The following is a 12,173-nucleotide window of genomic DNA, read 5'->3' on the forward strand; positions in this document are numbered from 1 at the left end:
ACGTGATACAATTTTTCGCTTAGACTTTTAGCATCAACTCATCGGGAGACAGCAACATGGCCAGTCGTGGCGTAAACAAAGTGATTCTAGTCGGGAATCTGGGTCAGGATCCGGAAGTGCGCTACATGCCAAATGGTGGCGCGGTAGCCAACATTACGCTGGCCACGTCAGAGAGCTGGCGCGACAAGACAACCGGTGAAAACAAAGAGATCACTGAATGGCACCGCGTTGTGCTGTTCGGCAAGCTGGCGGAAGTGGCTGGCGAATACCTGCGTAAAGGTTCTCAGGTTTACATCGAAGGCCAGCTGCGCACCCGCAAATGGACCGATCAGGCCGGCCAGGAAAAATACACCACTGAAGTGGTAGTTAACGTTGGCGGCACCATGCAGATGCTGGGCGGACGTCAGCAGGGCGCGAACGCAGGTGGCGCACCTTCGGGCGGCCAGGGCGGCGGCAATAACAACGGTTGGGGCCAGCCACAGCAGCCACAACAGCAGCCGCAGGGCGGTGGTAACCAGTTCAGCGGCGGTGCGCAACAGCGTCCACAGCAGCAGAGCGCACCAGCCAACAACGAACCGCCAATGGATTTTGACGACGATATTCCGTTCTAAAAATGCAGAACGTAGTATTTGTTAAGAGCCCCGCAATGCGGGGCTTTTTGTTATTCAAAAGAGGATGTTTTTTTATTTTATCAATCGTTTATCGAATGCAAACGGTAACTTATTTACGCTCGACAGATAACTCTCAAATACTGGATGCTCCGGGTTCAATATCGCATTATTTTCCATCGGAATAATGCTTGAAGGAATGATCAGTGCTGCACCTTCTCTCGATTGCAGCCAACCTGTGCCCAAATCCATAGTTGAAACTGGAGCCGGATCCTGGCGCCAGTCAGCAGGCAAAAAGTCTTCTGAAATGTAGGAGACTTCATCGTCAGGAATCTCGATGCTGAATAAAGTGTACTCATCCAAAATCGACTCGTTCGAAACGTGCACCAGCACTTCAAGCGCGGCAAGTGAAACCGAGGTCGCGACATAAATGGTTGGGTGGCCTTTGTGATTCCAGCGGCCACCATACTGTTTCGCACCGTTGCCGGTCCAGGCTTCAGAAGCGTATAGCGTTTTGGTTAGCCGATAGAAAATCACGAGAAGACACCATGCTCCAAACGGCCAATCAAATCGAGCACATCCAGTGCGCCGCTTTCAGTGGCTAGCAAGGTAATAGGTGCAATGTTGCCTAATCCTTTGACCGGCCGGCTTAACCATTGCGTAGCATCTTCTTTATTACCACCAAACAATTGAACGGCTGCATCCATCACTCGGACGAAGCGGGCTATGCGTTCGCTCTCATCGGGTGACAAGCTTTTACCTGCGCTTTTACGGCGGGCAATATTTCGCTCATTGATGCCAGTGACCTTCATAATTTCGGCTCTACTCATTGCCGACCAATGACGAATGTCATCAATCACCGCGACCGGCAAGCCCGCCTCAAGCATGCGAGTTAGCTCCAATCCGCGTGGGGGTAAGCCAGCAAAGCGCCAAAGTGCATTGTCATGTGATTTGCCATCAGGAATGTAGGCTCTCATAAGATTCTCCAAGTCTGACAAATGTCATACTCTATTATTGACACTTGTCAGAAGTTTTCAATAGCAGAACCTTTAATGCGGTCGCCATTCCCGCAATAACGCTTCCGTCTCACGCACCCGCACCGGATTGTCCGGCATAATCAAATCGGCCCACACTTCGTTGTGCTGATTGATCTGCTGCTGCGCGGAAACATACGTGCGGTCGGCGGTGGTATGCGCATCGGCGGCGACGGTGATGTGATAGCCGAGGCTGGCGCCGACTTTGATGGTGGTATCGACACAGTAATCGGTCGCGCAGCCGCAAATGACGAAGCTTTTAATGTCGAGTTGGTCGAGTTGAGCGGCGAGATCTGTTTGCCAGAAGCTATCGCAAGCGGTCTTATTAATGAAGATGGCGTTGGCTGGCTGCTGCAGCTCGGGCACAATCGCCCAACCAACTGAATCAACTTCTAAACCTGGCCCAACGTGCTGGATGAAGATCACCTGATCGGCCGCAGCGGTTAACTGATTGATTCGCTCACAGCGTCCGGCGCGATCAAAACGCGGCGTTGCCAGCACGCCATTTTGCATATCCACCACAACTACGACTCGATTCGCCATTTCACTCTCCTAAGTTTGAAGCCTCAGTGTGGATTGCCGACGCGTAGAGGTAAAGCAATTCACCTTTGCATTTCTCGCCACTGCCGCGCATGCTTATAAGCGCTTTTATTCCGGAGGTGTGTTGTGAAGGTGGTTCCTGAAATCTTTCCTTGTGAGCAAGATCGTGCGCAGTTTCAGCATTTCGCTGAGCTGCCGGGCATCGAGCTGTATCAGGCGCACATCTCCCGCTACGCTTTTGAACCGCATACCCATGAAGCCTTTGGCATCGGTACGATTGAGTCCGGCGCCCAGCGTTTTCGCTATCGCGGCGCCAATTACACCGCGCCACAGCATTCGTTAGTGATGATGAATCCCGATGAACTGCACACCGGTGAATCTGCCTGCGACGAAGGCTGGCGCTATCGCATGATCTACATCGATCCGCGGGAGATGGATCGTCTGACCGGCGACCGTGATTGGTGGTTCACCGATGCGCTGCGCACCGATGCGCGACTGGCGCAGCCGTTTTCGCAACTGCTGGCGCAGATGTGGCAGGCGGAAACCACACTGGAGCGCGAAAGCAATTTGCTTGAACTGCTGGAGTTAATGCGTCCGCTGGCGCGTCAGGGACAGCAACGACCTGCCGAAGGTGCACATCGCTTTGATGCGGTAAGAGACTATTTGCGTGAAAACCTCGCCGAACCGGTACGGCTTGAAGAACTCGCTGCGCTGGCATCCCTGTCGCCGTGGCATTTCCTGCGCAGTTTTAAACAGCACTTCCACGTTACGCCGCATCAAATGCTGATGGCTTTTCGTCTGTTCGCCGCGAAGCAGCAGCTGGCGCGCGGTGACAGTGCAGCAACCGTTGCGGCATCGGTCGGTCTTACCGATCAGGCACATCTCACCCGCGCCTTCGCGCATCGCTACGGCATCACGCCGGGCCGCTATCAAAAACAAGTGTTCCCTTCACGCTAACCGCAATCTGCTACAAGCCTTTCGCCTCCGCCTGCGTCACACTGCAGCGGAATGCCTATAAAGGAAGAGTTTATGTTTGCTGGAATACTGTTTGCGCTGGCAGCGGGACTGATGTGGGGATTGATCTTTGTGGGTCCGCTGCTGATACCGGATTATCCGGGCACCTTACAATCTGCCGGACGCTACGTTGCCTTTGGATTGGTGGTGTTGCCGCTGGCCTGGCTGGATCGCCGTCGTTTGCGTCAGCTGGCGCGCAAAGATTGGATTGAAGCGCTGAAGCTGTCGCTGATTGGCAATTTACTCTATTACGCGTTTCTCGCCAGCGCGATTCAACGCACCGGCGCACCCATTTCGACCATGATTATCGGCACCTTGCCGGTGGTGATTACCGTGACGGCCAATCTCTGTTATGGCCATCTTGAAGGGCGTTTGCCGTGGCGCAAACTGACGCCAGCTTTGCTGATTATTGCCGCAGGCCTGGTTTGCGTGAATGCCGCCGAACTTCAGACGCAAGGTCCCGAATTTGATTGGTCGCGCTATCTCACCGGTTTAGGGTTAGCGGTTCTGGCTGTGGCATGCTGGACATGGTATCCGCTGCGTAATGGTTTATGGTTGCGCGCGCATCCCCAGCACAAGCCATCCAGCTGGGCGACGGCACAAGGTTTGGTGACGCTGCCGCAGGCGTTGGTGTTCTATCTATTGGTCTGCGTACAGCTCCACTGGCAACAACCTGAGTTTGCGCTGCCCTTCGGGCCGCAGCCGCAACGCTTTCTATTATTAATGTTAGGTATCGGGCTGATCTGCTCATGGCTGGGCACACTTTGCTGGAATGCTGCCAGCCAACGCGTACCAACGGTGATCATGGGGCCGCTGATTGTGTTCGAAACCTTAGCCGGATTGCTGTGGACATTCCTGTGGCGACAAAGCTGGCCGCCGCTGTTAACTGCGGTCGGCATTGGCTGTTTGATTGTTGGCGTAATCTACGCAATGCGCATTAAACCTCAGCCGCATATTACAGCGGTATAAGTCATCAATGAGCGCTGCTGAAAAACATTTCGGCAGCGTACTCCGCTGTATTTTAAGAATTTGACCAACCTCTTTCACACCTCTAATCCCGCTTTCTGACGCTGACCAGGCCGTCGATATAACTTTTCGGCTTATTTCAGCCGCTTTTTCAGCCCTGATTTGTCATAAACAGACATGTCGCTGCGTCCCGCGCGACAGTGTTTGGCCGTATGAAGGCGCACTAAACCTTCATTAATCTTCGTTCTTCCTGGCTATAGCAGGCCCTAAAGTGGAAAAAACCGGCGCGTTAAGGCGGAAAAACATGCATCTAACCTACCGTTTATTGCCGTTTGGCACTGAAGATTGGCACTCGAAAGCCACTTTTTGCTTAAGGGAATAGGGCGATGTTAAGAAAGATTCCATTAATCTTTGGCAAAAAACCATTAAGCGTAACGATGAATAGGGTGCAGTAATTTAACTTATCCCCCACTTTTTGGCTGTTATTGTTTAGGCTCGATAACCTTTCTTATCAGGGTTATTCCTGGCGGCTTGATAAGGAATGCTGGTCTACGCGCGTCAACCGAATGATGAATGAATTCAGGAGTAGGTCCAGTTAATAACAGAGGTTATGTGTGAACGGTTACACACCGTTGTTCATTAATGCTTAACAGAATTGTCTGCATTCAGGGCTGATGATTAATGTTGGTAAAGTAATAATTGAAGCGCCAATCTCACCGAAATGAGATTGGACTTCGTTTGAATGGCTTGAATAGAGAGACTTTTGCTGATGTGAATCTATTTTACCGCAAAAAAGGAAGCAATTCCGCGATGGTATTCATCAGGAAAAATTGGAGCGAATTGTTATGTTGTGAACGCCGTATTAAATGATCTTCATATCTTCTGGTAAGAACAAATCTCAGCATTAAGTCAAATAACATCGGCCTTAATGGTGTTAGCGATTATCTGTACCTGCAGGATAATGATAAACGCTACGGCTAATATCCAGTAAACGACAGCTACGACGGGTACCTATGTCGAATGTCGTTTGCAGAAAGTTAACCGCCTGACGCTTTTCATTCGTGGTAAAGAAGTTTTTCAATACGCTTTGCAGCATCTCTTTATCGGAACTCAGAGATTGCAGTTGACGCGTGAGGTTAAGAAGCTGATCTTCCAACTCCTTGATTTTTCGACCTTCCTCGGAAGAGAGCCCAGAAAACTTCTTCTTCCAGCTATAGAAAGTGGCCTCGGAAATGCCAAGCTCCTCACAAATCTCCCTGACTTTCACTCCCGTTTCAGAAGCTTTAATGGCATTTGTGATTTGCTCTTCGCTATATCGTGACTTTCTCATAAATGCTATTACCTTTCTTATCAATTAGTGGATGAGAATTACTGTATTAATATCTGGCACTGCAAAAACACTATTAATTCAGTATTAAAGTGCGCGATTTGAATTGCGAGGGTTAAATTAAGATATTTAGAAGAAATATCATCATGGGATAAATCTTATTTTATTCCGAATGGCATTGAACGCCTTCCTGGCTTTAGGTTTTTGATATAAATTCTCTCCATCCCAAATGCAGAAAAATACTACATTCATTGGAAAAACGGCATAAACCACTTGCAGAAATGTCAGGGTGTGCCAGTAAACCTTTGCTTAGAATTTAAGCTGAAATCGTTTACATCCACCGAGTTTCGCACCGGATATAATCGGAATTTTCCTGAATATAATTCCTAATTGCTGACGCGAGTCTCATTTTTCGGACCAGTTTGGTTTGAAGTTAATAATTTAAGTCAGGCCCACTGAGCGCTTGTTAATTCATTTCAAGGACGTTGTACCGAAAGTTGTTGTAGTTCGTAATACTAAGGATCAGTCAATGAAATTGAGCGTAATGTCTAATGCCGCCTGGATGATGTCTGAAAAGATCGTCTCCGTGTTCGGCGTCATATTTGTGACCTCCTACGTGGCAAAATCCTTTGGTCCAACCATCTTTGGCCAAATGGCGTTTTCGACCTCGCTGTTTTCCATGGTGCAGACCGTGGCGATTTTCGGTACGGAAACCATTCTGTTTAAACGTATCAGTAAGAGTGCGCCGAAAGGGCTGCGCCTGATGACCGTAGCGCGCAACATGCGCATGGTTTTGCTGTTGCTCACATCGCTGCCCGTCTTGATTTGGGTCTGGTACAACATGCAGGAAAACTTCCTCGCCTTTGCACTGGCCTCGTTTATCTCTTCGGTTTTCGTGACGCAGGACACCTTCAGTGTCTACAACAATGCGCGCTTAGCGTCGCGACTGAACACCATCGCCAACTCTGTCGGTTTGCTGCTGGGCTTCAGCTTAAGTTTTGCCATTGCCTGGCTGCACCTCAATCCGCTGTGGCTGACCGTATCGATTGTCGCCGTCACGCTGGTGCCGTATGTGATTAAGCGTTTTAACTTTTACCGCGAAAATCAGGACGTGGCGCCGCCGCAGGATAAGCGCAACACCTATCTGCGCTATTTGCTGTATGCCGGATTACCGCTGGCCATCTCCAGCATCTTTATCTCGGTGCAGGTGAAAGCGGCACAGATGTTCCTGGCGGGCATCGCCTCGGCGCGCGATCTCGGGCTGTTTGCCGCCGCCAATACCATTTCGGCCTCCTGGATTTTTATCCCGGTCGCCATCATCACTTCCTGCTTTTCGGAAATCTTCCGCGAGCGTGGAGAAGCCGCCATCAAGCTGACAGCACGGCTTAATGGTTATGTCATGGGTGTTTCATTGTTGTTGTTAGCGGTGATCGCAATGTACGGCGAAAAAATCATCATCGCTTTATATGGTCACGAGTACACACAGTCAGGAAGTCTCATTACGTTGTTGTCGTTAGCGACCTGCTTTTCGGCGATGGGGACCGTAGCGTATCGCTACATGGTCAAAGAAGGCGGGTTTAATTATCTGTTGAAGAAAATTGTTTGCCTGATGGTGATCAGCTTGCCGCTGTCGTGGTGGCTGATCCAGGGCTACGGCATCATGGGTGCCGCATGGAGCGTTTTCATCTCAGAATTGCTGTCTCTTACCGTAATGAATTACTCCTTCAAAAACGGCGTCATCCAAAAAATCCAGGTTTCCTCACTCAACTACAAAACCTACAAATGAGGTCAGATATGCTCAAGTTGAAAGATGAACTCAGAAGAAGCGTGCAGTACTTCATCAAGAAGATGCCCTGGGCATACCAGGATCGTATCTACTATTTTCATAAGTTCCGCAAACTGCCCAATTTGCGTGAGCCGAAAGTGTTTAACGAGAAGGTGCTGTACCGCAAATTCATCCATGGCGATTATCAGATGTATGGTCGTCTGTCGGACAAATATTCGGTGCGCGAATATATCGCCGAGAAAGTGGGCAGCGAATACCTGATCCCGCTGGTGTACGAGACCAGCGATCCCAGCTCTTTGCACACGCTGCCGAGCTGGAAAAATACCGTCATCAAGCCGAATCACGCCTCTAACATGGTGGAGATTTTGCTGGAAGAGCCGGATGCCCTGAAGAAGCAGCAGATTATTAGCGACTGCCATCGCTGGCTGAAGACCGATTTCGCCAACGAAGCGCGCGAGATTCACTATCGCTACATCAAGCCGCGCATTCTGGTGGAGCAGTACATTGGCGATGGTAAATCGGCGCCGATTGACTACAAGTTCCACATGTTCAACAAGCGCGACGGCAGCTTTGAGTATGTGTTGCAGGTAATCTACAACCGCTGCAATCCGCTGTTGTCGATGAACTTTTACGTCAACAACCTCAACGAGGCGTATCATAAAATTCGTGATACCGGTCTGGACGTGACGCCGCAAATGGCCTCGTTGCAGCACGCGTTGGCGTTGAGTAAAAAGCTGGCGAGTGATTTCGATTATGTGCGCGTGGATTGGTACATCGATAAAGAACAGATCTACTTCGGCGAGTTGACCTTTACGCCGGGCGCGGGTTTGGTGACCGGTCTGGATCGCGGGCTCAATCAGATGATGGGTGATATGTGGATTCAGGATCGTCGCGGTACGAAGATACCGGGCATCACGGTGACGGAAGTGACCATTCCGGCCGTATTGAAGAAAATTTAAGTATCACACAGCAAAATAAAAAACCCCGCTTCGGCGGGGTTTTTTATTGGCGGCGATTAAGGCATTGGCCAATCGGTTGGCGTCTGGCTCATCACTTCAATAAAGGCGTTTTTGGAGATTTCCATGAAGTTATGCAGATTCTCCATGCTCAGCGTGATACCGAGCAGGCCGGTGACAAACCAGCAAGACATGCCCACGCCAATACCACCGCACAGCAGCGCCATCACGTGATGACTGTTCTGACGCAGTCGAATTTTCATGGTGCTGGCGAAGAACATCATTACCGCACTCAGGAGTTCCCAGCGCATAACAATTAAACTGGTGGTTAAGGTGGCCATCTGCAAAAACCTCTTAGAATCAGTGATATCCCCGACATTCAATCGACATCACTGGCGGCGAAGAAGGAAGGTCAGGGAAGTCCTTCAGGCCGTCTTACTGAATACAGGAAAGTGTGACTTGGCTCACATTATATCACTCGATTTTAAATTTTGAACAAAATTTATACCGGGTCAGGTAGAAAGATTTTTATCGAACTGGAGGCTGAAGCAGGCAGGAAAAGCGAGGTGCGCCCGCAAGGGGCGCGCAGTAAAGGTTAGCTAACCGGGCAGCACTCGCCGGTTGTACGCTGGGCAAAACTGGTCATGTTGTTGTCTGCACAGTCAAAACTGAGCAAGCGTGGACGCTGAATCATCGCCTGGCGACGCATGGTGTGACGATAAGCGGTAGGCGTTTGTGAGAACTGACGGCGGAACACGCGCGAGAAAGTCTGCTGCGAGTCATAACCGTATTGCATCGCGATATCGAACACCGGACGCTGAGTTTGGCGCAGCGCTTCAGCGGCCAGCGTCAGACGACGTTCGCGAATATAGCCACCCAGCGTTTGTTTCGTGACGGCACGGAACATACGCTGCAGGTGCCATTTTGAGTAACCTGATTTTGCCGCGACTTCATCAATAGACAGCGCTTTATCCAGATTCTGATCGATCCAGTTGGACAGCGAATGAATGATTTCCTGTTGCATCATAGCCTCATCCTTCTGATGTTGTTTGCCTGGTGAGAAATTCGAAGTTTTGCTGGGGTGCGAGTATAATTCCTCAAGTTAACTTGAGGTAAAGGCCCTAAATGAAAAAAGAACGCAATTACCCGAAGCCGGTTTTAACGCCGGGTGAAGTGGCGAAGCGCAGCGGCGTGGCGGTGTCGGCGCTGCACTTCTATGAGACCAAAGGATTGATTTTCAGCTCGCGCAACGGCGGCAATCAACGTCGCTACAGCCGTGACGTGCTGCGTCGCGTGGCCATAATCAAAATTGCGCAACGCATCGGCATTCCGCTGGCGACGGTGAGCGACAGCCTGACACATGTGCCGGCCAATAAGCGCATGTCGACGCAGGAGTGGGACGCGTTGACGCAACACTGGCGCGAGGAGCTGGATAAACGCATCGAAACCCTGACGCGCCTGCGTAACGATCTGGATGGCTGCATTGGCTGCGGCTGTTTATCGATGCGCGATTGCCCGCTACGCAATCCGGGTGACCGCCTGGGCGAGCAAGGTTCGGGTGCGGTGCTACTCGATCCGGAACAAGACGAGCAAAAACGCTGATCGACTATACTTGGCGGAACACTTTTACCGGCAAGGAAACCGTATGATCACCGTTCACCATCTGGAAAACTCCCGCTCGCATCGCGTGTTATGGCTACTGGAAGAGCTCGCGGTGCCTTACCAAATCAAACGCTATCAGCGTGAAAACACTCTGCTGGCACCCGATTCGTTAAAGAAAGTGCATCCGCTGGGTAAATCACCGGTGATTACCGACGGCAATCGCGTGATTGCCGAGTCGGGCGCGATTCTCGAATACCTGCAACTCAAATATGACAGCGAGCATCAGCTGGCGCTGAGCCATGAAGATGAACAGATTCAGGCGCGTTACTGGCTGCATTACGCGGAAGGATCGCTGATGCCGCTGCTGGTAATGAAGCTGGTGTTTGCGCAGTTTGGCAAAAAGCCGGTCCCGTGGCTGCTGCGTCCGGCGGGTATCGCGCTGAGCAAAGGGATTCAGAAAGCCTGGCTGAATAAGCAGCTGGCTTTGCACGGCAGCGTGATTGAAGAGCATCTTACGCAGCATCCATTTTTTGCCGGTTCACGTTTTAGTATCGCCGATGTGCAGATGAGCTTTCCGCTGCTGGCGCTGCAGTTGCGTGGTTCACTGCGCGATATGCCCGCCACCGCCCGCTGGCTGGAAACCATGCAGCAGCGCGCTGCCTGGCAACGTGCAATCCAGCAGGGTGGTGAGATTGAGTTGAGCCGCTAAGTTCAGCCAGGTCGCCATGAATGGCGACCCTACGGGGCGAAAGCCTGGATTTATCCTGTCATGCCCGCGATTAGGAGTTGAAAACCCCATGGCAAACGCCAGATAATCGTTTGCCTTTTTTCAGCGTCCCCCTTTACGACCTGGAATACGCGGCGACGTAAACGTTTGCCTGGATTTTCGTCATGAAAATCCGCCATCAGGGAACAGCAAACGTGCGCCGCGCGGCGACTCACATCACAAAAATATTGAGGAAGAATTATGTCTGGCGAATCGCGCCCGGCCAGTGGAAAACTGGACGCCTGGTTCAATATCTCTGCACGCGGCAGCAGCGTGCATCAGGAAGTCTTGGCGGGTCTGACAACGTTTCTGGCGATGGTGTATTCCGTCATCGTGGTGCCCGGCATGCTGGGCAAAGCGGGCTTCTCGCCAACGGCGGTGTTCGTTGCCACCTGCTTAGTCGCTAGCTTTGGTTCGATTGTCATGGGCTTGTGGGCCAACCTGCCAATGGCGATTGGTTGCGCCATCTCGCTGACAGCCTTCACCGCCTTCAGCCTGGTGCTTGGCCAGCACATCAGTGTGCCGGTGGCGCTTGGCGCAGTGTTCCTGATGGGCTTACTGTTCACGCTGATTTCGGTCACCGGCATCCGTGCGTGGATTCTGCGTAATTTGCCGATGGGCGTGGCGCACGGAACCGGTGTCGGTATCGGCTTGTTCCTGCTGCTGATCGCCGCTGACGGCATTGGTTTGGTGGTGAAAAACCCGGCTGCGGGTTTGCCGGTGGCGCTGGGTCAGTTCGCGTCGTTCCCGGTGATCATGTCGCTGGTCGGCCTGGCAGCGATTTTCGGTCTGGAAAAACGCCGCGTGCCGGGCGGTATTCTGCTGACCATCATCGCCATCTCGATTCTTGGCCTGATTTTCGATCCAGCAGTGACCTACCAAGGCCTGTTCGCCATGCCGAGCCTGAAGGATGCCAACGGGCAATCGGCGATGTTTAGCCTTGATATCATGGGCGCGCTGCAACCTGTGGTGCTGCCAAGCGTGCTGGCGCTGGTGATGACCGCAGTCTTTGATGCCACCGGCACCATTCGCGCGGTAGCAGGCCAGGCGAATCTGCTGGATAAAGAGGGGCAGATCATCAACGGCGGTCGTGCGCTGACCACCGATTCCGTCAGCAGCCTGTTCGCTGGTTTGGTTGGCGCTTCGCCGGCTGCGGTCTACATCGAATCGGCGGCAGGCACGGCGGCGGGCGGTAAAACCGGTCTGACGGCGATTGTGGTGGGTTTGCTGTTCCTGGTAATCCTATTTATGTCACCGCTAGCCTATCTGGTTCCCGCTTATGCGACGGCTCCAGCATTGATGTACGTTGGCCTGCTGATGCTGAGCAACGTGGCAAAAATCGACTTCAACGATTTCGTTGATGCGATGTCCGGCCTGCTGACCGCAGTGTTCATCGTGCTGACCTGCAACATTGTCACCGGCATCATGCTCGGCTTCGCTTCACTGGTGATTGGTCGCCTGTTTGCCGGCGAGTGGCGCAAGCTAAACGTTGGCACCGTGGTGATTGCTGTCGCACTGGTGGCGTTCTATGCCGGTGGCTGGGCCATCTGACCTCAAAGTTGAATAATTCCAGG

Annotated in this window: 14 protein-coding genes; 8 read left to right on the plus strand and 6 right to left on the minus strand. The window is 51.9% G+C overall.

Annotated elements, in window-relative coordinates; genetic code table 11:
* The first annotated feature begins 56 nt into the window (after window positions 1-56).
* A complete protein-coding gene (gene ssb1 / locus AC6I8A_RS01760; RefSeq protein ID WP_008109965.1) occupies window positions 57-611 on the plus strand; it encodes a single-stranded DNA-binding protein SSB1 in 555 nt (184 codons plus the stop codon).
* A 72-nt stretch (window positions 612-683) separates the two neighbouring features.
* Here ssb1 and AC6I8A_RS01765 read toward each other — a convergent pair whose 3' ends face one another.
* The 3 genes from AC6I8A_RS01765 to AC6I8A_RS01775 all read right to left on the minus strand — a co-directional run bounded on the left by AC6I8A_RS01765 (window position 684) and on the right by AC6I8A_RS01775 (window position 2,185).
* A complete protein-coding gene (locus tag AC6I8A_RS01765; protein ID WP_256698156.1) occupies window positions 684-1,145 on the minus strand; it encodes an RES family NAD+ phosphorylase in 462 nt (153 codons plus the stop codon).
* Window positions 1,142-1,585 (minus strand): Xre family toxin-antitoxin system antitoxin, encoded by a 444-nt coding sequence (locus tag AC6I8A_RS01770; RefSeq protein WP_101763056.1) that lies wholly within the window; start codon window positions 1,583-1,585, stop codon window positions 1,142-1,144. Before AC6I8A_RS01770 ends, AC6I8A_RS01765 begins: the two co-directional genes overlap by 4 nt.
* Window positions 1,586-1,657: 72 nt before the next feature.
* Complete coding sequence (locus AC6I8A_RS01775) at window positions 1,658-2,185, minus strand: isochorismatase family protein (RefSeq protein ID WP_256698159.1); 528 nt, start codon at window positions 2,183-2,185, stop codon at window positions 1,658-1,660.
* Window positions 2,186-2,308: 123 nt separating this feature from the next.
* On the opposite strand from AC6I8A_RS01775, the gene AC6I8A_RS01780 reads away from it, so the two are divergent.
* A complete protein-coding gene (locus AC6I8A_RS01780) occupies window positions 2,309-3,139 on the plus strand; it encodes an AraC family transcriptional regulator (RefSeq protein WP_256698160.1) in 831 nt (276 codons plus the stop codon).
* A gap of 72 nt (window positions 3,140-3,211) precedes the next feature.
* Entirely contained in the window at window positions 3,212-4,165 is a 954-nt protein-coding gene (locus AC6I8A_RS01785) for a DMT family transporter (RefSeq protein WP_497817924.1), read from the plus strand.
* A gap of 931 nt (window positions 4,166-5,096) precedes the next feature.
* On the opposite strand, the gene AC6I8A_RS01790 is transcribed toward AC6I8A_RS01785, so the two are convergent.
* Complete coding sequence (locus tag AC6I8A_RS01790; protein ID WP_497817925.1) at window positions 5,097-5,492, minus strand: transposase; 396 nt, start codon at window positions 5,490-5,492, stop codon at window positions 5,097-5,099.
* Between the two features lie 526 nt (window positions 5,493-6,018).
* On the opposite strand from AC6I8A_RS01790, the gene AC6I8A_RS01795 reads away from it, so the two are divergent.
* Together AC6I8A_RS01795 and AC6I8A_RS01800 are read left to right on the plus strand one after the other, a co-directional pair.
* The gene (locus AC6I8A_RS01795) at window positions 6,019-7,275 is read left to right on the plus strand and encodes an oligosaccharide flippase family protein (RefSeq protein WP_497817926.1); all 1,257 of its coding nucleotides are present in this window, start codon (window positions 6,019-6,021) and stop codon (window positions 7,273-7,275) included.
* Between the two features lie 8 nt (window positions 7,276-7,283).
* The gene (locus AC6I8A_RS01800; protein ID WP_008109972.1) at window positions 7,284-8,234 is read left to right on the plus strand and encodes an ATP-grasp fold amidoligase family protein; all 951 of its coding nucleotides are present in this window, start codon (window positions 7,284-7,286) and stop codon (window positions 8,232-8,234) included.
* 56 nt (window positions 8,235-8,290) lie between these two features.
* On the opposite strand, the gene AC6I8A_RS01805 is transcribed toward AC6I8A_RS01800, so the two are convergent.
* Window positions 8,291-8,572 (minus strand): YjcB family protein, encoded by a 282-nt coding sequence (locus AC6I8A_RS01805; RefSeq protein ID WP_008109973.1) that lies wholly within the window; start codon window positions 8,570-8,572, stop codon window positions 8,291-8,293.
* A gap of 254 nt (window positions 8,573-8,826) precedes the next feature.
* A complete protein-coding gene (gene soxS / locus AC6I8A_RS01810; protein ID WP_036649992.1) occupies window positions 8,827-9,258 on the minus strand; it encodes a superoxide response transcriptional regulator SoxS in 432 nt (143 codons plus the stop codon).
* Between the two features lie 98 nt (window positions 9,259-9,356).
* Between soxS and soxR the strand changes: the two genes are divergently transcribed.
* The 3 genes from soxR (at window position 9,357) to AC6I8A_RS01825 (ending at window position 12,150) form a co-directional block, all read left to right on the plus strand.
* Window positions 9,357-9,833 (plus strand): redox-sensitive transcriptional activator SoxR, encoded by a 477-nt coding sequence (gene soxR, locus AC6I8A_RS01815; protein ID WP_008109977.1) that lies wholly within the window; start codon window positions 9,357-9,359, stop codon window positions 9,831-9,833.
* Window positions 9,834-9,876: 43 nt separating this feature from the next.
* Window positions 9,877-10,542 carry a glutathione S-transferase family protein gene (locus AC6I8A_RS01820; protein ID WP_293791886.1) on the plus strand — a complete coding sequence of 222 codons (666 nt, stop codon included), beginning with the start codon at window positions 9,877-9,879 and terminating at the stop codon, window positions 10,540-10,542.
* 258 nt (window positions 10,543-10,800) lie between these two features.
* Window positions 10,801-12,150, plus strand: a complete 1,350-nt coding sequence (locus tag AC6I8A_RS01825) for an NCS2 family permease (protein ID WP_293791885.1) — start codon at window positions 10,801-10,803, stop codon at window positions 12,148-12,150.
* Window positions 12,151-12,173 lie beyond the last annotated feature (23 nt).

It is taken from the genome of Pantoea sp. X-Soil-ISGK-275 (assembly GCF_059730795.1).